The organism is Streptomyces sp. 12E (genome assembly GCF_055633275.1).
The window spans coordinates 210,619-232,996 of sequence record NZ_JBVNCJ010000003.1; the positions used below are offsets into that span (position 1 = coordinate 210,619).

Below are 22,378 nucleotides of genomic sequence, written 5' to 3' on the forward strand. Positions count from 1 at the left end.
GGTGGGGGCCGGGTCCGTCCCGCTCCCCCGGGGACGGCCCGGTCCGGGTCTCCCGGTGTCCGCCCGGCTCTCAGCGGGCCACGGCCGCCTCGGCCACCGACGCGTGCGGTGAGGGGTCCAGGAACCGCACGGTCTCGAATCCCGCCTCCGTGAGCAGTCCCTCGTACTCCGCGCGGGTGCGGTTCCTTCCGTTGAGGACGGTCATCATCAGCATGTCGACCGTCTTGCCGAAGTGCGGCTCGTTGCCCGCCGGGATCATGGGGTTGGCGACCAGCAGCCGCGCGTGCGCGGGCATGGCGGCGCGGCAGGTGCGCAGGATGCTCACGCACTGCTCGTCCGTCCAGCTGGCCAGTACGTGCTTGAGGACGTAGACGTCGGCGCCGGACGGCACGGAGACGAAGAAGTCCCCGGCCTCGGCCTTCCAGCGGCCGGCCAGGTCCGGGGTGTCGAGGACGTGCCCGGCCACCACGTTCTCCAGGTCGAACAGGACGCCCGTCATGTGCGGGTTGCGCCGCAGGACGGAGCGCAGCAGGCCGCCGCGTCCGCCGCCCACGTCGACGATGCTCTTGGCCCGTGAGAAGTCGATGGCCTCGGCGATGTCGTTGCTGAGCGCCTCGGAGGCCGCCGCCATGCTCGCGTTGAAGGCGGCGCCGAAGTCCTGGTGGGTGGCGACGTAGTCGTAGAAGGGGGTGCCGTACTGCGTCTCGAAAGCGGTCGTGCCGGTGCGCACCGCTTCGTGCAGACGGCCCGCCGGCTCCCAGAAGGGGGCCTCGCTGTACACCAGGACGGTGTCGCGCATCGACCCCTTCGCGTCGGTGCGCAGCGGCTGTGCGAGCGGGGTGAGGTGGAACCGGCCCGCCTCGTCCTCGCGGAAGACTCCCTTGGTGGCCAGGAACCTCAGGAGCCGGTACAGGTGCGGCGCGTGGGCCCCCGTCGCCTCGGCCAGCTCCCCGGCCGTGCGGGGGCCGTCCACCAGGTGATCGGCGATACCGAAACGTGCGGCGCTGTGCAGAGCCGTCGAGTACAGGTAACCCAGGGCGAGGTCGAGCAGGTCGCCCGGTTCCCGCCCGGTGCCGGAATCCGACGGAACCGCTTCGCCCGCGCGGTGAGCGACTGACATCGATCAACTCCCTCTCTCATGCGGCCGGAGGCCGAGGGTGGGTGGTGGGTGCACGAGACCCTGTACGGACCTTCACCCTCTGTCCGGCCGTTCGAGTTCCGCTCGAGCGCCGCACGAGGACGGGACGGCCCGGACGTCAGTTCGCCGGTTTGACGCGGGCCTGCGTTTCGGAGGTCATCCGGTAGTAGGACGCGAGCTTGTAGTACTCCTCGGTGGAGGACAGCGCGCCGGCGTAGACGAGCACCCGGTCGCCTTCGTAGGCGTGCGGCACGCTCCTGGCGAATTTCTCGAGCACCGGCTCGGCGCGGGAGGGGAGTTCCGCCGGGTTCGTGGTCCTCACGGAGAAGCTGATCCGCTCGACCCTCGAGGAATCCCAGCCGAAGGTGGGGTACACCGCCGACGAGGTCCCGATGAAGTCGAGCAGCCGCCCGCTCGGCTCCGGCAGCCCGAACGCGCGGACCATCGACAGCACGGCCCCACGTTCGACCTGTTCGGCGCCGAGTCCGTTGAAGTACACGTTCCACGTCCTGTGCGCGTAGTCGATCGCGATGGCCGACACCTTGCCGTCCAGGCCGTACTCGACGAACGTGCTCATGTGCTCCCGCAGGCCGACCGGCATGGACGGGACGTCGGCGAGCCCGGCGAGTTCCCGGAAGCCGCCCAGCGGGAAGACGATGTACGCCTTGTTGAAGCCGCGTGAGATGCCGTAGTCGACGCCGTAGGCGGAGACGGGGAACCGCTTCCGGAGGTCCGGGAAGAGAGCGCGTATCGGATGGCTCGTCTCTTCGACGAGGCCGTGCGCCAGGGCGATGTCGTAGGGATTCCCGGCACTCGGCGGCATCGTGAAGTCGAAGGAGACGTCCTTGATGTGTCCTCCGCTGGTCACGATGTTGAAGACGACGGTGGAGTCGATCACTTCCCGAAAGGCGGTGAGGACCGGCCAGGCCTTGTCGCGCGAGCAGGTCACCCCCACGAGTCCGGCCGCTTCCTTCATGGTCGAATACAAAGATTCGATGTCGTTCTCTCCGGACACCGCGCCTCCATGTGTCGCGTTCCCCGCCCCCGTGCTCGACGAGGCGATGGCTCCCCTTGATGACGACGGACTCCCGGCGGCGCACCATCGGTTCCGGTGTCCACGGCGGCGAGTTCAGGCCGTTCGAGCCGCATCATGTGCGCCGCGACTCGAGTCGGGTTGGAGAAGCACTGGTGGCCGGGGTGAGTGACTTACGTCACTTTATGGGGATCTTGGCGTGCGGGTTCGTCCCATGTCACGCTTACCGCACCTCTCCCCTGCCCGAAATCCCTTGTGGCACGGTGAGTTGACTGCCGCATCCGTCGGCTCATTCAGGACCGCGTCCGCGTTCGGCGCACCGGTCCGGCTCGCGACACGCTGCGCGCACGGCCGCAGGTTCCCTCCTCGTCCGCTGCCCTCGCACGCGCCGCCCTCCCCTCCGCTCCACCTCTCGGTGTTCACCGCGAGAGATCGCAGGCGCCCTTCTCTGGGCGGTATTCAGCGCGGAAAGGAAGCATATCGGATGACTGGTCTCATCGTCCCGCCCGGCCAGGGGCGAAAACTGATCACGAAGGCCCAGGAAGTGACGTTCAAGGCCACCAAGGAGCAAGGCTCCGTCATATCGGTGTTCGAGGTGGTCGTACCGCCCGGTTTCGATGTCGGAGCACACGTCCACAAGGATTCCCAGGAGTTCTTCTACGTCCTGGAAGGGGAATTGCAGATCCTCGCGTTCGAGCCCACCCGGCGGACCGAGAATTCCTGGCACGACTGGCAGTCCCCCGACGGGGACAAGGCGGTCAGGGCGACCGAGGGCGCCTTCATGTTCGTTCCCCCGGGCACCCCGCACGCCTTCCGGAACGCGTCGGACGAACCGGCCCGCATGCTGTTCCAGTGCTATCCGTCGCCGTACCACGAGTTCTACTTCGAGGAGATCGCGGAGATCTGGGCGTCCGGCGGTCCGGTGGATCCCGAGGCCGTCGAGCGGATGCGCCGTCGGTACGACGTCAGCCAGATCACGCCGCTCCGCTACGAGCCCCCCACCCTGACTTCTTCCCGGCCGACGACAGAGCATGGAGTGTGACGGAGATGGCCACCATGGACGGAATTCCCCTGGTGCACGCGAGCCTGGGCGAGCAGGAGCTGGCGGCCGTCGCCGAGGTGTTCGCCTCGGGCTGGCCGGCCGGCCAGGGCCCCCGGGGCAAGGCGCTGGAGGCCCAGCTCGCCGGGCGCTTCGGCGTGGACGGCGTCGTCGCGCTGAGCAACTGCGGCGTCGCGCTCCACCTCGCGCTGCTGGCGCTGGGTGTCGAGCCGGGCGACGAGGTGATCGTCGCCGACTACTCGTTCCCCGCTCCGGCCCATGCGGTGCGGTACCTCGACGCGACACCGGTCTTCGCCGATGTCCGCGCCGACACCGGCACGGTGGATCCGCAGGCGGTGGCGGATCTCATCACCCCGCGGACGGTGGGCGTCATCGCGGTGGACACGGTCGGCCTGCCCGCCGACTACACGGAACTGAACGCCCTGGCCGAGCGCCACGGCCTGTTCGTCATCGAGGACGCCGCCTGCGCGGTCGGCGCGACCTACCAGGGGCGGCCGGCGGGCGCGCTGGCCCCGGTGGCCTGCCTGTCCTTCCACGGGCGCAAGGGCGCCACGAGCGGTGAGGGCGGAGCGCTGCTGACCTCCGACCCGGCGATCGCGGAGCACGTCCGTCTGCGGTCGGCCTTCGGCATCACCAGCATCTTCGACCAGGCACAGGTCGTGGGCCTGCCGATCCCGACGTTCACCGAGATCGGCTACAACTACAAGCTGTCCGACATCGCCGCCGCGATCCTGCAGGTGCAGCTGAACCGGCTCGACGAGCTCCTGGAGCGGCGTGACGCCGTCGCCGCGCGCTACGCCGAGCTCCTCGGCGACGAGGAACTGCTGACGCTTCCCCGGGTGCCCGCGGACCGCACCCACACCTGGCAGTCGTACCTGGTGACGCTGGACCGGAGCGTGGACCGCACGGCGGTCGCCGCCGAGCTGCGCGGCCGCGGCATCGGCTGCGGGCACGGGACCTGGGCCTCGCATCTGCAGCCCGCGTTCGAGTCGAAGCAGGCGTGCCCGGTGTCGGCGGACCTCTTCGAACGCCAGCTCGCCATCCCCATGCACGCCGAGCTCGGCACGGACCAGGTCGAACGCGTCGCGGACGCCCTGCGCGGCGCGATCCGCGCCCACACCGCCCGGCCGATGTGACGGACGCCGGCCCGGACGGTCCGGGCCGGTCCCGCGTTCCCGCGCGGCGGTGCGTCGGGCGGTCCGGGAGTCACCTCACGGGGTGCGTCCCCGGCTCGTCCCGCACGCACCGCCCCTTCGCGTCCGTGTGCCGCAGGCCCGGTGAGGGCCTGCGGCACACCGGAAGGACGGCTCGGGCCGGTTACGCGGTCTTCGTGGCGGAGATGACGGCCTGGACGGGGATGACGTCCGGCGGGATCTCGGAGGCGTCCTTGGTGACCGCCTTCGTCACCTTGAACCCGCTCTCCTCCAGCCACTGCTGATACACCGACAGCTTCTGCGGACCGCCCTGCCCCATCGTGCACCCGATGAAGAAGGCCGGGAAGAAGTCCACGTTGTAGTTGTCGGCGTCCCTGATGTCCTCCGGGTACACCGGCACCAGGACATGCACCTGCCCACCCGGCTCCAGCGACTTGTGCACACCCGCCAGGATCCTCAGCACGTCGTCCCGGTCGAACATGTCCAGGAAGTGCTTGACCAGAACGGTGTCGAACCCCTCGGGAACCCCGTCGAAGACGTTCCCCCCGATGAACGACAGGTGCTCCTGCAACCCCTCCGCCCGGAAGTTCGCCAGAGCCTCCTCCCGCTTCTCCGGCAGATCGAACGTCGTCACCGACAGCCCCGCGGACTCCTTGTACCGGTAGGCGTGAATCGCCCCCAGCCCGGTGTTGCCCGCCAGATCCAGCACCCGCGCACCGGCCGGGATGTCCACCTGAGCGAAGAACCACGGATCGATGTTCGCCGTCACCGTGTTCATCAGCCCCAGCCAGGCATCCTTGAGATCCTGATGCTCGGCCACCGCGTCGTACAACGTCCCCTCGGCCCCGTACAGCTCCCGCAGACCCACCACCGAACCGCTGCGCGCGCTCTGCGTCAGGTAGAACAACTGCCGCAACGCCGTCACCTTGATCAGGTTCATGTACCGCAGCGCCCGCTGGAGATCCTTCTCCTCGACGCCTCCGAGCGCGTCCAGACGATACCCCCCGCGCTCCTCGTCGAACGCGACGAACCCCTCCTTCACCAGCAAGAACAGCAACTGCTCCACCGCGTCCGGCTTCACCCCCGCCGCCTCACCCAGCTCCACCGCACCCAGCCCCGGACTCTCCCGCAGCCGGTCGATGATGCCGAGCTCGAAACACGACAGCAGACTCATGAACCGCGACGGACCCACCATGTACTCACGAAAACGCGCGAGCGTCGCCTCTGGCGTCACCACAAGAACCCCTCTTCCGAAAAGATGAACCCCACCGCCACAGCGGCAGGACATGGACAACTCACGCCCGCTCTTCCAGCCGCTGCTCGAACCGGCGGGCCAGCTCCAGCCGCTGCACCTTCAGCGTGGCGGTCCGGGGCAGTTCGGCCCGCGGGATGTGGACGGGGTCGGCGAGCTGGGGGAAGTCGGCCGCTGCGGCGCGCCAGCGGTCCGGGTCCACCGGCTTGTCGTCGACGGTGCAGATCACCGGCACCGGCTCGGAGTCCGGCCCCTGCACCACCACCAGCTCGGTCAGCTCGTCCAGCCGGCCGAGCACCACGTCCTCGATCTCCAGCGAACTGCGCACCCCCGGGATCATGTCGACCTCCCGGTCGAGCATGTGCAGGCAGCCGAACCGCGTCCGGTACCCCACGTCCCCGGTCCGCCACCACTCGCCCTCGCGCTGGGCGTCGTAGCGCTCCTGCTCACCGAAGTACGTCTTCGCCAGACCGTCCCACGCCACCTCGATGAAGCCCGGGTTCTTCTCCGAGGGCGGACTGCCGTTCCGGCTCACCACGCGGATCCGTGCGGCGCCCATGGGCATGGCCCAGCCGACGCAGCGCCCGTTCGCCTTGTGGGCGGAGCGGCGGAAGTAGGCGCGGCCGACGGCCGGACCGACCTCGCTCTGCCCGTAGATCTGGAAGAACAGCGCGCCGGGCCGGGTGGACGCCCCCAGCAGCTTGCTCATCGTCCCGGGGTGGATCGCGTCGAAGGTGCTGCTGAAGACCTTCACCGACGCGAACGGCATCCGCGGGTCGTCCGCGAGCCCCTCCCACTCCATCAGGGAGTTGGGCAGCGCCTCGATGAGGACCGGGCGGTGCTCGAGGAAGTGCTCGGCCACCTCGGCGGGGGCGGGCTCCCGCATGAGCAGGACCGGATGCGCCTTCAGCAGCGCGAGGGACATCGCCGCGACCATCCGCGAGTGCACGAAGGGCACGTGGATGGCGAAGGTCCCCTTCCCCCGCAGGAGGGAGAGCAGGCGCCACTGCGGTAGGAGACGCAGCCCCTGGGTGCGGGGGGTGTGCACCACGAGCTTGGGGATCCCGGTCGTGCCCGAGGTGTGGGTGATCACGGCTGCCTCGTCGATCGGCCGCACCACCGGCCTGACCCGCGGTGCGTCGGCGAGCCCGGCCAGCGACACCGTCCCGGGCCGGTCGCCCGCCGAGGTGATCACCCGCCGGGTGAGGTCCCGAAGCGGCAGCCCGTCCAGGAGGTCGAGCTTGGCGCCGTCGGTGAGCAGGGCCGGCCGGTCCAGCCGCCGGAGCAGGACGCCCACGGTCCGGGCGTCCAGGGCCGGCGACAGGTTCACGACGACCGCGCCGATGCGGGAGACCGCGGCGGCGAGCATCCAGTGGTCGGCGTTGGCCGTCTTGTAGATCACGACGCGCTCGTCGGACCGGACGCCGGCCGCCCGCAGCCGGGCCGCCAGGTCGTCGACGTACTCGGCGTACCGGGCCACCGTCAGGCGCCGGCCCGCCTCGGGGAAGGCGTCCAGATCGTGGTCCAGGGTGATCGGCGTCGACGGGTTCACGGCCGCGGCCATCTCCGGCAGCAGACCGAGATGAAGGCCGCGCTTCTGTATCGATGCGTAGGCTGTGGAGCCCTTCATGGGGACTGTCTCCTTAGGAGGCGCACTGCGGGATCGGGCGGACGTCGTGCGGGTCCGCTGAGCGCCCTCGCCTCTGGCCGGGCAGGGCGGCGAGCGCCGGTCAGGCGACGCCCTCGACGGTCGCCGGCGCGTCGGCACTCCAACGGCCCAGCGCCATCTCGGCGGTGATTCCGGGGCCGAAGCCCGCGATCAGACCCGTGGCCTCGGAGGCCGGGGTGTCCTCTTCGAACAGCCTGCGAGCCGCCTCCAGGACGACCGCGCTGGCGATGTTGCCGTACTCGCTCAGGGTCGACCAGCTGTGCCGGAACACGTCGCGGTCCACGTCGAGGAACTTGGCGAGGTCGTCCAGGATCCGCGGCCCGCCGGCGTGCACGATGTAGAAGTCGAGGTTGCCGGCGTCCCAGCTGTGGTCCTTGGCGAACTCCCGCAGCACCGGCGCCAGCGGCTCCATCGTCCCGGGCACCCTGCGGTCCAGCTGGAAGTGGAAGCCGGTGTCCCTGACGGCGTAGGAGATCCAGTCCTCGGTGTCCGGGATGAGGTACGAGGCGTTGCGCTCCAGGTCGATGCCGACGCCGCCCACGCCGCGCACCACGGCGGCCGCGACCGCGTCGCCGAACAGCCCGTCGGACAGCAGCGCACCGATGTTGTCGTCCTCGGGCTGGTAGCACAGGGAGCACAGCTCGCACGACACGATCAGGACGTTGCTCCCCGGGTGGGCCAGGCAGAAGTCGTGGGCCCGGTTGATCGCCGCGCCGCCCGCCGCGCAGCCCAGCTGGGCGATGGGTATCTGCCGGGTGTCGGACCGGAAGCCGAGCCGGTTGATCAGCCACGCGGTCAGCGACGGCATCAGGAACCCGGTGCACGACACGTAGATGATCGCGTCGACGTCACGGGCCGTCACGTCGGCGTTCCTCAAGGCCTGTTCGATGACCTCGGGCGTCCGCTTCTTGGACTCGAGCTCGTAGAGGCGGTTGCGTTCCGTCAGGCCCGGGTGGCGGAGCGTCTTGTCGATGGGCTGGACGATGTGCCGCTTCTTCACCCCCGTGTTCCGGATCAGGCGAAGCGCCAAAGGGAGCTGAGGCTTTCCGCCGTGCACTCGCTGAGCGAATTCCAGAGTCTCTTCCATCGTGATGACGTATTCCGGCACGCTCACCGCGGGCTTGCAGAGCCTGGCCATATCTGGGGTCCACTTTCTCTGGAGTCTGCCGTCTGTACGTGACGAGTCGTTCGCGTGCTTTCCGGTGCTGCCCTGAGGGGCGTCGTCGGGGGTCGGGAACCGCTGATCGGCGCAGTGGGCCGGTGGCGTGGCCGAGCGGGCCGGACGCCTCCCCGGACCCGGCCGGCCGGGTCCGGGCGTGCCAAGGGAACGCGCGGCGAACACGCGGCCGGAGACCGGGTGGAGTCAGGGGTTCTTCGCGGGCTCCCAAGAGCCGGTCACGGGACACGGAAAGGGGCCGGGGCGGCCACGCGCCCTCAGGTGAACGGCGCCTTCACCGCGCGGCGGGGAACAGGCCGCCGGTCGGTGCGCACCTGCCCGGCCGGGACGGCGGCGGTCCCTCGGCGAACGGACCGTCACGGAAAGGGATGTGGGCAGGGGAGGCGTGCCGACATAGTGACACGGCCGGTCTCACCGTGCCAAGGGCCACCGGAATGTGATGTGGTCCACGTCAACGCCGTCCCACCGGGTCGGCCGGTGACCGCGAGGACGCGGGAGGTCCGCAGCGCGGCGGCCCCGTGACCCACGCGGCGGCGCCCACGGGCGGCGGGCCGCCGGACCGTGCGACCGGACTCGACCGGCTCTGTAGTGGCCCCACCCATACTCGGCGCCGTACGGACCGCATGGACCCGTGGAGGAAAGAGTGTCCGAGACCAAGCTGGCAGACCTCTACTCGGCCATTGAGGAGTCGGCCCGGCTGCTCAATGTGCCGTACGCGCAGGACAAGGTGCGGTCGGTGCTGACCGCGTACGAGGAGGCGCTCGCGACCACACCGATCGCTTTCCGCATGGGGACCGGCCGGCGCTATTCGAGCGACGTCGACTGGCGCTTCCCGGTTCCCACGGACGGCGTCGACCCCTACACCACCGCACTGGCGCACGGTCTGCTCGAGAGCACGGACCACCCCATCGCCTCCCTGTTCCTGGAGGTCGCGGAGCGCTGCACGACCACCTTCTACGGCGTCGACTTCGGAGTCGCCAGCGGCCTCAAGAAGCTGTACCTGGCGTTCCCCGCCGACGACATGGAGCCGCTGTCCACGCTCCTCGACCTGCCGTCCATGCCGCGCAGCGTGGCCGACAACTACGACTTCTTCGTCCGGCACGGCATGGACGGCAAGCAGATGCCCATGTTCTCGATGGACTACCGGCACCGCACGGTGAACCTGTACTTCAACGCGCTCTCCCCCGAAACGCTCGAGCCGGACAGCGTCCGGTCGATCTTCCGCGACCTGGAGCTGCCGGAACCGAGCGAGCGGCTGCTCACGCTGAGCCGGCAGGCGTTCGGGTTCTACGCCACCCTGGGCTGGGACTCCCCGAAGATCGAGCGGTCCGCCTTCTCCATCCTGATCAAGGACCCGGCGGACCTTCCCGTGCCGATGGAACCGGAGATCGAGAAGTTCCTGGCCAGCATGCGGCGCCGGGCCGCCGACGACAAGTTCCTCTACTACGTCGCCATGTCGTCGACCGGCGAGGAGATCTACAAGTTCCAGTCGTACTACCAGTTCCAGCCGTGGCTGAACCCGATGCTGCAGTCCGACTCCGACGAGGGCCAGGGCAGCTGACCTCCCGTCCTCCCGCACCGAAGGGACAGCCATGACCATCACCCGACCCCGCCAGGGGGCCGCTCTGCCCACGGACGACATCGACGCCGCGCTCAGGCGGTTCCTGGCCGCCCGCCGGGCCGAGGCGGAGGCGATCAGCCCGGCCTACGCGGCCGCGGTCACCGAGCTGGAGAGCTATGTGCTGCGCGGGGGCAAGCGCGTACGGCCGGCCTTCGCCTGGCTCGGCTGGATCGGCGCCGGGGGCGACGAGGCCGGGGCCGAGGCCGAGGCGGTCCTGCGCGCCTGCGCCGCGCTGGAGATGTTCCACGCCTACGGCCTGATCCACGACGACGTCATCGACGCGTCACTGACCCGCCGTGGCGCTCCCGCCGCACACGTGATGTTCGCCGACCGCCACCGGTCCCGCTGCTGGAACGGCGACGCGGAGCAGTTCGGCACGGGTGCCGCGATCCTGGTCGGGGACCTGGCGCAGTGCTGGGCCGACGACATGGTCCGCACCTCCGGGCTGCCGGAGCAGGCACAGCGGCGGGTGGCCCAGGTGTGGTCGGAGCTGCGCACCGAGGTCTTGTGCGGTCAGCTGCTCGACCTGACCGCCGAGGCGGCGGGCGACGAGGACATCGAGACGGCGCTGCGCGTCAACCAGTACAAGACGGCCTCCTACACGGTGGAACGCCCGCTGCACATCGGCGCGGCGATAGCGGGCGCCGACGCCGGGCTCATCGCCGCCTACCGGGCGTTCGGCGTCGACATCGGCATCGCGTTCCAGCTGCGCGACGACCTGCTGGGCGTCTTCGGCGCCCCGGAGGAGACCGGCAAGCCGTCCGGCGACGACCTGATCCAGGGCAAGCGCACCGTGCTGTTCACCGCCGCCCTCAAGTTCGCCGACGAGCGGGACCCGGACGCGGCGAAGTTCCTCAGGACCAGGATCGGGACGCGGATCTCCGACGAGGAACTGCACACGATGCGCGCCATCATCACCGACGTCGGCGCGGTGGACCACGTCGAACGCGACATCACCGTCCGTACCGACCGGGCCGTCGCCACGCTGCGGGCGAGCGGCGCCACCGACGTCGCCAAGGACCGGCTGACCGCCATGGCCGTCAGCGCGACGCAGCGGACCTCCTGACGGGCGCGCACCGTCCGCACCCGCCCCGGCCTGCCCTTCGGCAGCCGTGAGCTCACAAAGCCGGCCGCTGGATCGTCGTATCTGTGCGGCCTCGAGTGAGTCCGGTGTACTGAAGAAGGAGAAGATCATGGCAACACGGAGCGCAGCCCCCGCCGCCGGGGCGGGCTCGGAGGTGACAGCGGACCCCAAGCGGTGGTGGGTCCTCGCCGTCGTCTGTTGCGCCTACCTCATGGTCGGTCTCGACCTGACCGTGATGAACCTCGCGCTTCCCGAGGCCCAGCAGGACCTCGGCTTCAGCGACGGCGACCGGCAGTGGATCGTGACCGCCTACGCCCTGCCGTACGGAAGCCTGCTGCTGTTCTGCGGACGCCTGTCCGACCTGATGGGCCGCAAGCGGGCCTTCCTCATCGGACTGACCGGATTCGCCGTCGCCTCCGCCGTGGGCGGTGCCGCGCCCAACTTCGAGACCCTGGTCACCGCCCGGGCCGCCCAGGGAGCCTTCGCCGCCCTGCTCTCCCCCGCCTGTCTGGCCCTGATGGCCGTCACCTTCACCGACCCCAAGGAGCGCGGCAAGGCCTTCGGCGCCATCGGCGGCGTCATCGCCGCCGGCGGTGGCCTGGGCCTGCTGCTGGGCGGTTTCCTCACCTCCGCCCTCGACTGGCGCTGGTGCATGTACGTCAACCTGGTCTTCGCGGTCGTCGCGCTCGCCGGCGGTCTGACCCTGATCGCCCGCCAGACCGCCTCGCGCAATCCGATGGACGTCCCCGGCGTCCTGCTGGCCTGCAGCGGCATGTTCTGCGTCGTCTACGGCTTCTCCAACGCCGAGGACGGCTGGGGCGAGCCGAGCACCTGGGGCCTGCTCGTCCTCGGCGGCCTCCTCCTGACCGGCTTCGCCGCCTGGCAGACCCGTGCCGCCCACCCGCTGCTGCCCCCTCGTGTCGTCCTCGACCGCAACCGCGGCGGCGCCTACCTCACCGTCCTGTTCGTCGGAGCGGGCTTCTTCGGGCTGCTGCTCTTCCTGATCTACTACATGCAGACGGTTCTGGGGTACTCCCCGCTCAAGTCGGGCACCGCCATCCTGCCCATGGTCCTGGCCACCCTCGTCACCACGGCCGTCTGCGGCGCCAAGCTCTTTCCCAAGGTGGGACCCCGTCCCATGATCCCCAGCGGCCTGCTGGTCACCGCGCTCGGGCTGGTCTGGCTCACCCAGATCGAGGTCGACTCCACCTACACCGCCAGCATCCTCGGCCCCATCATCGCCAACGGCGTGGGCATGGGTCTGGTCTACGCCGCCGCGCTCAACACCGGCACCTCCGGTGTCCGCCCCGAGGACTCCGGCATCGCCTCGGCCACCTTCAGCGCCGGACAGCAGATCGGCGGCGCCGTCGGCACCGCGCTGCTGAACACCATCGCCGCCACCGCCGTCACCGGCTGGCTCACGGACCACACCGACGGCAAGCCCACCCCCCTCCAGCTCCAGTCCGCCGCCGTGCACAGCTACACGACCGTGTTCTGGTGGTCCGCCGCCATCCTCGCCGGCGGTGCCGTCATCGCCGCCGTCCTCCTGCGCAGCGGCCCGCTGCCCACCCAGGAGCAGGCCGCCGAGGACCCCGCCGCCCGCTCGGAGGCACAGCCCGCCTGACCCGTGCCCTCACGCGCGAAGGACGGCCCCGGTGACCGGGGCCGTCCTTCGGCTTTCCGGGCGCGGAGACGGCCGCCTCCGCCTCCATCGCGACTCCAGCGCCGGTCCAGTCAGCCACGCCGATAATGTGACATGAGTAAACACAAGGACATCATCAAGCAGTACCTCGAAGGTGTTCACCGCGGTGACCACGAGCTGGTCCTGTCCCTGGTGACCGACGACGTCCTGCTGGAGAAGAAGGGTCAGCCCGGTTTCCGCGGCAAGGAAGTGCTCCGCGCCGCCATCGACAACAAGGACGGCATCGTCCACAAGGACGCCGGCTCGCTGCGCCCGACCCACAAGGTCGCGCGCATGATCGAGGAGGGCGACACCGTGGCCGTGGACGGCACCGTCGAGGTCCCCCTCCCGAACGGTGGTCGGCTGGAGCTCCTGTTCTCCGACTACTTCACCTTCAGCGGCGGCCTGATCAGCGGCGTGGAGAGCTACCTGATCACTCCCGCCCCGCCCCAGGGCTGACCCCCGCGCCCTCTTCGCGGTCCAGCCCCCGCACGATCGCGTGCACCCGACCGGGGCGGGCCCGTCCGGAGCCGGGTGGTGCCGGATGCGACCTGCCCCACCTCCCCGCAGCGCACCGCCGATGCGCACGGCGCCGGTCCGCGGCTGCGGGCCGCGCGTGCGCCGCGGAATCGTGAGCGCACGGCCCGCCGGAGGCCTCGCGGCGCCGGTGGGCGGCCGTTCGGGCCGGGCGGGGCGACGGCGTCGGGCCGGCCCGGTACGCCGGGGAGCCCGGCCGGTACGTCGGCCGGTGGACGGCCGGGACCCGCTCGGAGACCGACCGCCCACCGGCCGCCGCAGGGCCTTGCGCGGCCGGCCGCGCAAGGAGCGGTCAGGCCGCCGAAGGCGCGTGCCGCAAGGGCGGGCGACGCGCCGCCGGTTCCGGTGTCCGGCCGGACCGGTCCCCGCCGCGGCGGCGGCCCGTACCGGAGGGGTGTGCGCCGTCATGGGGCCGGGGGTGTTCCGCCATGCCTGCCGGAACGCCCGTGCCGGACAGGAACCGGGACCGCGCGCCCCGCGGGCGGTCCCTCGTCGCGTTCGTCCTCCCGGCCCCATGCCCCCCACCCGCTCGTACAGGCCCGGCCCCTCCTCCGCCGGGCCGTCGGTGCGCACGCCCGCGCTGGTGTGCGTCGACAGGTGCCGGGACCGTGCCGTGCACGTCGCCGCCCCGCGCCCGACGTGCACGGTGACGGTGTCCGTCGGGGCGACTCGCGTCCGTGCGTGCAGAGCCGCTCCCGTGCGGAAGGACCCCGGGGCCGGCGCCGACGAGGGGCGCCTCCGGACGTGCGGCCGTGTCGTACGCGGCCGACGGGGCGGACGCCGCCCCTCAGGGGCGGCCCCGCGGGGAGCCCGGCGTCTGCCGCGCGTCCCCTCCACGCGTACCGCCCGCGGTTCCTCCTTCCTCGGCCACCGTCAAAGCAGGCGCTCGACCGGGGATCGGCTCCCGCTGGAAGCCGGCTCGAGGAACCGAGGGGCCGTGGCGGCCCGCGAAGCCGGTGACCTCCCGTACGTCCCCGGCGCCCGGCCCGGGCGAGCGGTCCCCGAACGCGGCTGTACCGGTATTCGAGCCGGCGGTCGGCTAATGGGACTGCTCGCACGGCGCGCGGTCTCACCGGCTCAGTACACGGGACGGCATGTGGGTCCGCCCGCCCGCCTCATGAAGGAGCTTCGATGACGTTTCGCACTTGCCCGAGAGGCCACGCTCAGGACAGCGCCGCCGCCCTGTGCGGTCGCTGCGTCACCGGGGTGGAACGCCATCTGCGCGTGCTTCCCGGCCTCCACCAGGAGTGCCTGCACCGGGCCTCGCCGGCCGCCAGGCGGACCAATCCGACGAAGGTCTCGGCGAGTCGCAACCGCGATCACCTCGACATCTCGGTGCTCGACACCCGCCATCACATCCACACGGTGCTCGAGTCCTGGTCGGGGATGGTCGTGGACAAGCTGGGCACCACACCCCCGTCCCGGAGCGTGCCGCATCTGGCGCGGTTCCTCAGACAGCATCTGGACTGGCTCGCCGCGCAGCCCCCGGCGGCCGACTTCGTGGAAGAGATCGAGGATCTCGTCGCCGAACTGCACCGGACCATCGATCCCGAACCGGGCGGTGGTGTCCGCACACTCGTCAGGAACTGCGTGGTGGACGGCTGCACCGGGACGATCAGCGCCGCGCCCCGCGACAGCGGACGTGCCGGGAGCACCCGCCTCACCTGTTCCGGGGGACATTCCTGGGACATGCGCGAGTGGCTCGGCCTCAGGAAACTCATGGAACGGCAGCGAGAGGGTGTCGACGCATGACCAGGCCCCCGAGCCACAGGCTCGTCCCCACCAAGGTGGCCGCGCTGGCCGTGGGGGTGTCCGAGGCGACCATCCGCAAGTGGGTGAGCCGCGGGAAGATCACCCGCTACGGCGCACCGCACCGGCGCTCGCAGTTCGACATCGAGGAACTCACGGAGATCGCCCTTCGGCGCCGTGTCTGATCCGGCGGCCGCACGGCGCCCCGAGCCGTCACCCCACCGGGCCCGTCGAAGTGACCTGGGTCACTTCTGCGGGGTGTTGGCGGCCGGGAACCGGGCGTGTCACTATCTCCCCACACCCCCCCTGCCCGAAAACCGCCGCGAGGCGGTGGATCGCGTGCCGTGCCCGCCGGTCCCCTCGAAAGCGGACACCCGCCGCCGCGCGGCAGCCGTCTCCTCCCGCATCCGTCCAGCCGTCTCCCCGGACGCTGCACGTCGACGCCCGGCACCGGGAAGTCCCCTGTCCCGTGCGGCGGTCGGTCCTCCGTGCCTTCGCAGAGGACGGCGCACGCATCCGACGTCCCGCTTCGCGCCCTTCTCAGAGTTCCGGAAGAAGCGATCCCATGACCATGCGATCTCCACGCAGAAAAGACAAAGGGAGCTGAGTGCGTTGACTCTACCGACCTCGGCGGAGGGGGTATCAGAAAGCCACCGGGTCCGCTCCGTCGGCATCGGTCGCGCCCACGCCAAGGCCATCCTGCTGGGTGAGCACGCGGTCGTCTACGGAGCGCCGGCGCTCGCGCTCCCCGTCCCCCAGCTCACGGTCACGGCGACCGCCGGGTGGTCGTCCCAGGCATCCGACGGTCAGGGAGACCTGTCGTACACCCTGACCGGTTCCTCCTCACGGACGCTGGTGACCCAGGCGTCCGACGGGCTGCACCGGCTGACCGCGGAGTTCATGGCGCGCATGGGCGTGGCGGACCGGCCGCACCTCGACGTGATCCTCGACGGCGCGATCCCGCACGGCCGGGGGCTCGGCTCCAGCGCGGCGGGTTCGCGGGCGATCGTCGCCGCCCTGGCCGATCTCTTCGGCCGCGAACTGACCGAGGACACCGCGTTCGAGCTGGTGCAGACGGCCGAGAACATGGCACACGGCCGGGCCAGCGGCGTGGACGCCAGGGCCGTCGGCTCCTCCCGGCCACTGCTGTTCCGGGCCGGGAGGACCGAGGAACTGACCATCGGCCGCGACAGCCTGTTCATCGTCGCGGACAGCGGCGTCCCGGGCAGCACCAAGGAAGCGGTCGCACTCCTGCGCGAGGAGTTCCGGCGCCGTGCCGGAGCGCGGGAGAGCTTCGTGAGCCGGGCGTCGGAGCTGGCCGAGGCGGGCAGGCGGGCACTCGCCGACGGCGAGCCCGAGGAGCTCGGCGCACGACTGACGGACTATCACGAACTGCTGCGCGCGGCCCGGCTCAGCACCGACCGGATCGACGCACTGGTCATGGCCGCGCTGGAGGCCGGCAGTCTCGGCGCCAAGATCACCGGCGGTGGCCTGGGGGGCTGCGTGATCGCACAGACCCGGCCGGAGCAGGCCCGGGACGTCACCCGGCGGCTGCACGAGGCCGGCGCCGTACAGACCTGGGTCGTACCGTTGAAGGGGCTCGGCAACCATGCGCAGTGAACACCCGACCACCACGGTGGTCCGATCGCCGGAGCAGGGCGCCGCGCGCAGCGCCACCGCCGTCGCACACCCGAACATCGCGCTGGTCAAGTACTGGGGCAAGCGCGACGAGCGTCTCGTGCTGCCCTGGACGGACAGCCTGTCGATGACGCTGGACGTCTTCCCGACGACGACCCGCGTCCGGCTCGGCCCCGCGGCCGGGCACGACGAGGCCACCCTCGACGGTGCGCCGGCGACGGGCGAGGCACTGCGCCGTATCACCGCGTTCCTGGAGCTCGTGAGGGAGATGTCCGGGAGCGACCGGCGGGCCGTGGTGGAGTCGAGGAACACCGTGCCCACCGGGGCGGGCCTGGCGTCCTCCGCCAGCGGGTTCGCCGCCCTCGCCGTCGCCGCCGCCGCCGCGTACGGACTCGACCTGGACGCCACCGCGCTGTCCCGTCTGGCGCGGCGCGGGTCCGGGTCGGCCGCGCGGTCGGTCTTCGGCGGCTTCGCCGTCTGGCACGCCGGCCGGGACGCCGGCACGGACGCGGACGCGGACCGCCGCTCGTACGCCGAGCCGGTGCCCACGGCGGACATCGACCCGGCGCTGGTCGTCGCCGTGGTCGACGCCGGACCCAAGACCGTGTCCAGCAGGGAGGCCATGCGCCGTACGGTCGGCACCTCACCGCTGTACCGGCCGTGGACCGTCTCCAGCGGGGAGGACCTGGAGGAGATGCGCGTGGCGCTGCGGCGCGGCGACCTGGAGGCGGTGGGCGAGATCGCCGAGCGCAACGCGCTCGGCATGCACGCGACCATGCTGGCGGCGCGCCCCGCGGTGCGGTACCTGTCGCCGGCCACGGTCACGGTGCTCGACAGCGTGCTCCGGCTCCGGCAGGACGGCGTCCCGGCCTACGCGACCATGGACGCCGGACCGAACGTGAAGGTGCTCTGCCACCGCAAGGACGCGGAGCGGGTGGCCGAGGCCGTCCGCGGCGCCGCCCCGCGGGCCTCGGTCCTCGTCGCCGGTCCGGGGCCCGGCGCCCGCCTGCTGGGCGAGGGAGCATGAGGACGCGTCAGCGCACGGTCGTCCGGCACGCGCCGGGCAAGCTGTTCGTCGCCGGCGAGTACGCGGTCGTGGAGCCCGGGAACCCGGCGATCCTGGTGGCGGTCGACCGGCAGGTCACCGTCGCCGTGTCCGGCCCCGGCGACGACGCGGGCCCCGGCCCGGCCGACGTCGTCGTCTCCTCCGACCTCGGCCTCAGGTCCGTCCCCTGGCGGTGGCACGAGGGGCGGCTCGTCCTCCGCGGCGCGTACGACGAGCCCCGCACGCGCGGCGCGCTGGCCCACGTCGTGACGGCGATCGAGACCGTGGGCCGGCTGCTGGCCGAACGCGGCCTGCCGGTGCCCGCGCTGGACGTCTCGGTCAGCAGCCGGCTGCACGAGAACGGCAGGAAGTTCGGTCTGGGCTCCAGCGGTGCGGTGACCGTGGCGACTGTCGCGGCCGTGGCGTCCTTCTGCGGACTGGAGCTGTCGCGGGAGGACCGGTTCCGGCTGGCCATGCTCGCCACGGCGGAACTCGACCCCAAGGCGTCCGGTGGTGATCTCGCCGCCAGCACGTGGGGCGGCTGGATCGCGTACCAGGCGCCCGACCGTGCCCTCGTGCTCGATCTGGCCCGGCGCCTGGGGGTCGACAGGACGCTGCGCGCGCCCTGGCCGGGCCACACCGTGCGCCGGCTGACGCCGCCCGCCGGCCTGACACTGGAGGTCGGCTGGACCGGGGAGCCCGCCTCCACCGCGTCCCTGGTGTCCGGACTGCACCGGCGCGCCTGGCGGGGCAGCCCCTCCCACCAGAGGTTCGTGGCGACCACCACCGACTGTGTGCGCTCCGCGGTCACCGCTCTGGAGACCGGCGACCGCCCGGCCCTGCTGCGCCAGATCCGCCGGGCCCGGGGGGAGCTGGCACGCCTGGACGGCGAGGTCGGCCTCGGCATCTTCACACCCGGACTGACGGCCCTGTGCGACGCCGCCGAGGCCGTCGGAGGCGCGGCCAAGCCCTCGGGGGCGGGGGGCGGCGACTGCGGCATCGCCCTGCTGGACGCCGGGGCGGCGCGGGACATCACACACCTACGGCGGCGGTGGGAGGCGGCGGGGGTGCTGCCCCTGCCCGTCCGTCCCGCCCTGGAAGGAATCGCGGAATGAGCGCTCAACGCAAGGACGACCACGTCCGGCTCGCCATCGAGCAGCACCACGCGCACAGCGGGCGCAACCAGTTCGACGACGTGTCGTTCGTGCACCACGCCCTGGCCGGCATCGACCGGCCGGACGTGTCCCTGGGCACGGAGTTCGCCGGGCTGTCCTGGCGGGTTCCGGTCTACATCAACGCGATGACCGGCGGCAGCGTCAAGACCGGCGCCATCAACCGGGACCTGGCCACCGCCGCCCGCGAGACCGGGGTGCCGATCGCCTCGGGGTCCATGAACGCCTACCTCAAGGACCCGTCGTGCGCCGGCACGTTCCGCGTGTTGCGCGAGGAGAACCCGGACGGGTTCGTCATGGCGAACATCAACGCGACGACGTCGGTCGACAACGCGCGGCGCGCCATCGACCTGCTGGAGGCGGACGCGCTGCAGATCCACGTCAACACGGCGCAGGAGACGCCGATGCCGGAGGGCGACCGGTCGTTCTCTTCCTGGGGCCCGCAGATCGAGGAGATCGCGGCGGCGGTCGGCATCCCCGTGATCGTCAAGGAGGTCGGCAACGGGCTGAGCCGTCAGACCGTCCTGAAGCTGCGGGATCTCGGCGTGCGGGCGGCCGACGTCAGCGGCCGCGGCGGCACGGACTTCGCCCGCATCGAGAACGGCCGGCGGGAACTCGCCGACTACGCCTTTCTGCACGGCTGGGGGCAGTCCACCCCCGCCTGCCTCCTGGACGCGCAGGACGTCGGCCTTCCCGTCCTCGCCTCCGGCGGGGTCCGCCACCCGCTCGACGTCGCCCGCGCGCTCGCGCTCGGCGCCCGCGCGGTCGGGGCGTCCGCGGGATTCCTGCGCACCCTGCTCGACGGCGGCGTCCCGGCGCTGGTCGCGCAGATCACCGCCTGGCTGGACCAGCTGGCGGCGCTGCAGACGATGCTCGGCGCGCGTACCCCCGCCGACCTCGCCCGCTGCGACCTGCTGATCCACGGGGAGCTTCGTTCCTTCTGCGCCGACCGGGGCATCGACACGCGGCGGCTCGCCCAGCGGTCCGACTCCGTCGCGGCCCTCCACGAGATGACGGGAAGCACACGATGACCGACGCACACGCCATAGCCGGGGTCCCGATGCGGTGGGTGGGCCCCCTTCGCATCTCGGGCAACGTGGTCACCACCGAGACCCAGGTACCGCTCGCCACCTACGAGTCGCCGCTGTGGCCCTCCGTGGGCCGCGGGGCGAAGGTCTCCATGCTGACCGAGCAGGGAATCGTCGCCACCCTGGTCGACGAGCGGATGACGCGCTCGGTGCTGGTCGAGGCGACGGACGCGCAGACCGCGCTCGCGGCCGCCCGGTCCATCGAGGCGCGGACCGACGAGTTGCAGGAGGTGGTGCGCGGCTGCAGCAGGTTCGCCCGGCTCATCGGCGTCCGGCACGAGATCAACGCCAACCTGCTGTTCCTCAGGTTCGAGTTCGCCACCGGCGACGCCTCCGGACACAACATGGCGACGCTCGCCTCCGACGCGCTCCTGGGGCACCTGCTGGAGACCGTTCCCGGAATCTCCTACGGATCGATCTCGGGCAACTACTGCACGGACAAGAAGGCGACCGCGATCAACGGGATCCTCGGGCGCGGCAAGAACGTGGTCACGGAGCTGCTCGTGCCGCGTGACGTCGTGGAGGGCGTCCTGCACACGACCGCCGCCCGGATCGCCGAGCTGAACCTGCGCAAGAACCTGCTCGGCACCCTGCTCGCCGGCGGCATCCGCTCGGCGAACGCCCACTTCGCGAACATGCTGCTCGGGTTCTACCTGGCGACCGGCCAGGACGCGGCCAACATCGTCGAGGGGTCGCAGGGCGTCACCATGGCCGAGGACCGCGACGGTGACCTGTACTTCGCCTGCACGCTGCCGAACCTGATCGTGGGCACGGTCGGCAACGGCAAGGGCCTCGGCTTCGTGGAGACGAACCTGACCCGGCTCGGCTGCCGGGAGGACCGCGAACCCGGGGAGAACGCGCGCCGGCTGGCGGTCGTCGCGGCGGCGACGGTGCTGTGCGGTGAACTCTCGCTGCTCGCGGCGCAGACCAACCCGGGTGAGCTCATGCGCGCGCACGTCCAGCTGGAACGCGACAACAAGACCGCAAAGGTTGGTGCATAGGGCATGTCCATCTCCATCGGAATCCACGACCTGTCGTTCGCCACGTCCGAGTTCGTCCTGCCGCACACGGCCCTCGCCGAGCACAACGGCACCGACATCGGCAAGTACCACGTGGGCATCGGCCAGCGTTCGATGAGCGTTCCGGCCGCCGACGAGGACATCGTGACGATGGCGGCGGCCGCGGCCGCGCCGATCGTCGCCCGGCACGGCAAGGACCGCATCCGGACGGTGGTGTTCGCCACGGAGTCGTCGATCGACCAGGCGAAGGCGGGCGGGGTGTACGTCCACTCCCTGGTCGGCCTGCCGTCGGCCTGCCGGGTCGTCGAGCTGAAGCAGGCGTGCTACGGGGCGACGGCCGCCCTCCAGTTCGCGATCGGCCTGGTGCGGCGCGACCCCGCCCAGCAGGTCCTGGTGATCGCGAGCGACGTCTCCAAGTACGAGCTGGACAGCCCGGGCGAGGCCACCCAGGGCGCGGCCGCGGTGGCCATGCTGGTCGGCGCCGATCCCGCCCTGGTGCGCATCGAGGATCCGTCGGGCCTGTTCACCGCGGACGTCATGGACTTCTGGCGGCCGAACTACCGCGAAGCGGCCCTGGTCGACGGGCAGGAATCCATCAGCGCCTACCTCCAGGCCGTCGAAGGCGCCTGGAAGGACTACGCGGAACAGGACGGCCGCTCCCTGGAGGAGTTCGCCGCGTTCGTCTACCACCAGCCGTTCACGAAGATGGCCTACAAGGCCCACCGCCATCTGCTGGAGTTCTGCGGCCACGACGCCGACCGGGACGCGGTCGAGCGGGCCCTCGGCCTGACCACGGCCTACAACGCCGTCGTCGGCAACAGCTACACCGCGTCGGTGTACCTCGGCCTGGCCGCTCTGCTCGACCAGGCGGACGACCTGACCGGCCGGCCGGTCGCCTTCCTGAGCTACGGCTCCGGCAGCGTCGCCGAGTTCTTCGCCGGCACCGTCGTCGCCGGGTACCAAGAGCACCTGCGCACCGAGGAGAACCGCGGGGCGATCGCCCGGCGCAAGCCCCTCGACTACGCCGGCTACCGCGCGCTGCACGAACGGTCGCTCCCGGCCGACGGCGGCGACCACTCCACCCCGGCGCAGACCACCGGCCCCTACCGGCTGGCCGGGATCAGCGGCCACAAGCGCATCTACGAGGCACGCTAGCGATGCCTCCCGCCGGGCCGGTGCGCGCGGGAGGCGCCCTCGCCGCGTGCCCGCCGGCCCGGCGTCCCGGCCCGGGACGTGTTACGGACCGGCCTTTCGCACAGCC

At 71.5% G+C, this 22,378-nt stretch carries 19 protein-coding genes; 14 read left to right on the forward strand and 5 right to left on the reverse strand.

Features of this window, described 5'->3' with window-relative positions; translation table 11 throughout:
- Window positions 1–70: 70 nt before the first annotated feature.
- Entirely contained in the window at window positions 71–1,120 is a 1,050-nt protein-coding gene (locus ACZ8ZB_RS35585; RefSeq protein WP_470741920.1) for a methyltransferase, read from the reverse strand.
- 136 nt (window positions 1,121–1,256) lie between these two features.
- On the reverse strand, window positions 1,257–2,153 hold the full coding sequence (locus tag ACZ8ZB_RS35590) for an aromatic prenyltransferase (RefSeq protein WP_470741921.1): 897 nt from the start codon (window positions 2,151–2,153) through the stop codon (window positions 1,257–1,259).
- A 502-nt stretch (window positions 2,154–2,655) separates the two neighbouring features.
- Between ACZ8ZB_RS35590 and ACZ8ZB_RS35595 the strand changes: the two genes are divergently transcribed.
- Together ACZ8ZB_RS35595 and ACZ8ZB_RS35600 are read left to right on the forward strand one after the other, a co-directional pair.
- Window positions 2,656–3,213 carry a cupin domain-containing protein gene (locus ACZ8ZB_RS35595; RefSeq protein WP_470741922.1) on the forward strand — a complete coding sequence of 186 codons (558 nt, stop codon included), beginning with the start codon at window positions 2,656–2,658 and terminating at the stop codon, window positions 3,211–3,213.
- A gap of 14 nt (window positions 3,214–3,227) precedes the next feature.
- Window positions 3,228–4,367 carry a DegT/DnrJ/EryC1/StrS family aminotransferase gene (locus ACZ8ZB_RS35600; RefSeq protein ID WP_470741923.1) on the forward strand — a complete coding sequence of 380 codons (1,140 nt, stop codon included), beginning with the start codon at window positions 3,228–3,230 and terminating at the stop codon, window positions 4,365–4,367.
- Between the two features lie 181 nt (window positions 4,368–4,548).
- Here the strand turns inward: ACZ8ZB_RS35600 and ACZ8ZB_RS35605 are convergent, their stop codons facing one another.
- The 3 genes from ACZ8ZB_RS35605 to ACZ8ZB_RS35615 form a co-directional block, all read right to left on the reverse strand.
- Window positions 4,549–5,559 carry a methyltransferase gene (locus ACZ8ZB_RS35605; protein WP_470741924.1) on the reverse strand — a complete coding sequence of 337 codons (1,011 nt, stop codon included), beginning with the start codon at window positions 5,557–5,559 and terminating at the stop codon, window positions 4,549–4,551.
- Between the two features lie 121 nt (window positions 5,560–5,680).
- Window positions 5,681–7,267: a class I adenylate-forming enzyme family protein gene (locus ACZ8ZB_RS35610; protein WP_470741925.1), complete on the reverse strand. Its 1,587-nt coding sequence runs from the start codon at window positions 7,265–7,267 to the stop codon at window positions 5,681–5,683.
- A gap of 100 nt (window positions 7,268–7,367) precedes the next feature.
- Window positions 7,368–8,444, reverse strand: coding sequence for a type III polyketide synthase (locus ACZ8ZB_RS35615; RefSeq protein WP_470741926.1), 1,077 nt, complete (start codon window positions 8,442–8,444; stop codon window positions 7,368–7,370).
- A gap of 682 nt (window positions 8,445–9,126) precedes the next feature.
- On the opposite strand from ACZ8ZB_RS35615, the gene ACZ8ZB_RS35620 reads away from it, so the two are divergent.
- From ACZ8ZB_RS35620 to ACZ8ZB_RS35675, 12 genes are all read left to right on the forward strand, one after another.
- Window positions 9,127–10,044 carry an aromatic prenyltransferase gene (locus ACZ8ZB_RS35620; RefSeq protein ID WP_470741927.1) on the forward strand — a complete coding sequence of 306 codons (918 nt, stop codon included), beginning with the start codon at window positions 9,127–9,129 and terminating at the stop codon, window positions 10,042–10,044.
- 31 nt (window positions 10,045–10,075) lie between these two features.
- On the forward strand, window positions 10,076–11,170 hold the full coding sequence (locus tag ACZ8ZB_RS35625; protein WP_470741928.1) for a polyprenyl synthetase family protein: 1,095 nt from the start codon (window positions 10,076–10,078) through the stop codon (window positions 11,168–11,170).
- Between the two features lie 127 nt (window positions 11,171–11,297).
- Window positions 11,298–12,812, forward strand: coding sequence for an MFS transporter (locus tag ACZ8ZB_RS35630; protein ID WP_470741929.1), 1,515 nt, complete (start codon window positions 11,298–11,300; stop codon window positions 12,810–12,812).
- A 132-nt stretch (window positions 12,813–12,944) separates the two neighbouring features.
- Complete coding sequence (locus ACZ8ZB_RS35635; protein ID WP_470741930.1) at window positions 12,945–13,328, forward strand: nuclear transport factor 2 family protein; 384 nt, start codon at window positions 12,945–12,947, stop codon at window positions 13,326–13,328.
- 1,209 nt (window positions 13,329–14,537) lie between these two features.
- The gene (locus tag ACZ8ZB_RS35640; RefSeq protein WP_470741931.1) at window positions 14,538–15,158 is read left to right on the forward strand and encodes a hypothetical protein; all 621 of its coding nucleotides are present in this window, start codon (window positions 14,538–14,540) and stop codon (window positions 15,156–15,158) included.
- Window positions 15,155–15,340 (forward strand): MerR family transcriptional regulator, encoded by a 186-nt coding sequence (locus tag ACZ8ZB_RS35645; RefSeq protein ID WP_306972028.1) that lies wholly within the window; start codon window positions 15,155–15,157, stop codon window positions 15,338–15,340. The genes ACZ8ZB_RS35640 and ACZ8ZB_RS35645 overlap by 4 nt, the downstream gene beginning before the upstream one ends.
- A 427-nt stretch (window positions 15,341–15,767) precedes the next feature.
- On the forward strand, window positions 15,768–16,775 hold the full coding sequence (gene mvk / locus ACZ8ZB_RS35650) for a mevalonate kinase (protein WP_470741932.1): 1,008 nt from the start codon (window positions 15,768–15,770) through the stop codon (window positions 16,773–16,775).
- A complete protein-coding gene (mvaD, locus tag ACZ8ZB_RS35655; RefSeq protein WP_470741933.1) occupies window positions 16,765–17,820 on the forward strand; it encodes a diphosphomevalonate decarboxylase in 1,056 nt (351 codons plus the stop codon). Before mvk ends, mvaD begins: the two co-directional genes overlap by 11 nt.
- Entirely contained in the window at window positions 17,817–18,953 is a 1,137-nt protein-coding gene (locus ACZ8ZB_RS35660) for a phosphomevalonate kinase (protein WP_470741934.1), read from the forward strand. The genes mvaD and ACZ8ZB_RS35660 overlap by 4 nt, the downstream gene beginning before the upstream one ends.
- Entirely contained in the window at window positions 18,950–20,041 is a 1,092-nt protein-coding gene (gene fni, locus ACZ8ZB_RS35665; RefSeq protein ID WP_470741935.1) for a type 2 isopentenyl-diphosphate Delta-isomerase, read from the forward strand. Before ACZ8ZB_RS35660 ends, fni begins: the two co-directional genes overlap by 4 nt.
- The gene (locus ACZ8ZB_RS35670; protein ID WP_470741936.1) at window positions 20,038–21,099 is read left to right on the forward strand and encodes a hydroxymethylglutaryl-CoA reductase; all 1,062 of its coding nucleotides are present in this window, start codon (window positions 20,038–20,040) and stop codon (window positions 21,097–21,099) included. Before fni ends, ACZ8ZB_RS35670 begins: the two co-directional genes overlap by 4 nt.
- Before the next feature lie 3 nt (window positions 21,100–21,102).
- Window positions 21,103–22,272, forward strand: coding sequence for a hydroxymethylglutaryl-CoA synthase (locus tag ACZ8ZB_RS35675; RefSeq protein ID WP_470741937.1), 1,170 nt, complete (start codon window positions 21,103–21,105; stop codon window positions 22,270–22,272).
- Window positions 22,273–22,378 lie beyond the last annotated feature (106 nt).

What these genes read in the sequence shown, in the direction of transcription:
- ACZ8ZB_RS35585 (WP_470741920.1), bottom strand. Translation starts at nt 1,120, where the DNA reads ATGTCAGTCGCTCACCGCGCGGGCGAAGCGGTTCCGTCGGATTCCGGC.
- ACZ8ZB_RS35595 (WP_470741922.1), top strand. Translation starts at nt 2,656, where the DNA reads ATGACTGGTCTCATCGTCCCGCCCGGCCAGGGGCGAAAACTGATCACG.
- ACZ8ZB_RS35600 (WP_470741923.1), top strand. Translation starts at nt 3,228, where the DNA reads ATGGACGGAATTCCCCTGGTGCACGCGAGCCTGGGCGAGCAGGAGCTG.
- ACZ8ZB_RS35605 (WP_470741924.1), bottom strand. Translation starts at nt 5,559, where the DNA reads ATGAGTCTGCTGTCGTGTTTCGAGCTCGGCATCATCGACCGGCTGCGG.
- ACZ8ZB_RS35610 (WP_470741925.1), bottom strand. Translation starts at nt 7,267, where the DNA reads ATGAAGGGCTCCACAGCCTACGCATCGATACAGAAGCGCGGCCTTCAT.
- ACZ8ZB_RS35615 (WP_470741926.1), bottom strand. Translation starts at nt 8,444, where the DNA reads ATGGCCAGGCTCTGCAAGCCCGCGGTGAGCGTGCCGGAATACGTCATC.
- ACZ8ZB_RS35625 (WP_470741928.1), top strand. Translation starts at nt 10,076, where the DNA reads ATGACCATCACCCGACCCCGCCAGGGGGCCGCTCTGCCCACGGACGAC.
- ACZ8ZB_RS35630 (WP_470741929.1), top strand. Translation starts at nt 11,298, where the DNA reads ATGGCAACACGGAGCGCAGCCCCCGCCGCCGGGGCGGGCTCGGAGGTG.
- ACZ8ZB_RS35635 (WP_470741930.1), top strand. Translation starts at nt 12,945, where the DNA reads ATGAGTAAACACAAGGACATCATCAAGCAGTACCTCGAAGGTGTTCAC.
- ACZ8ZB_RS35640 (WP_470741931.1), top strand. Translation starts at nt 14,538, where the DNA reads ATGACGTTTCGCACTTGCCCGAGAGGCCACGCTCAGGACAGCGCCGCC.
- ACZ8ZB_RS35645 (WP_306972028.1), top strand. Translation starts at nt 15,155, where the DNA reads ATGACCAGGCCCCCGAGCCACAGGCTCGTCCCCACCAAGGTGGCCGCG.
- mvaD (WP_470741933.1), top strand. Translation starts at nt 16,765, where the DNA reads ATGCGCAGTGAACACCCGACCACCACGGTGGTCCGATCGCCGGAGCAG.
- ACZ8ZB_RS35660 (WP_470741934.1), top strand. Translation starts at nt 17,817, where the DNA reads ATGAGGACGCGTCAGCGCACGGTCGTCCGGCACGCGCCGGGCAAGCTG.
- fni (WP_470741935.1), top strand. Translation starts at nt 18,950, where the DNA reads ATGAGCGCTCAACGCAAGGACGACCACGTCCGGCTCGCCATCGAGCAG.
- ACZ8ZB_RS35670 (WP_470741936.1), top strand. Translation starts at nt 20,038, where the DNA reads ATGACCGACGCACACGCCATAGCCGGGGTCCCGATGCGGTGGGTGGGC.
- ACZ8ZB_RS35675 (WP_470741937.1), top strand. Translation starts at nt 21,103, where the DNA reads ATGTCCATCTCCATCGGAATCCACGACCTGTCGTTCGCCACGTCCGAG.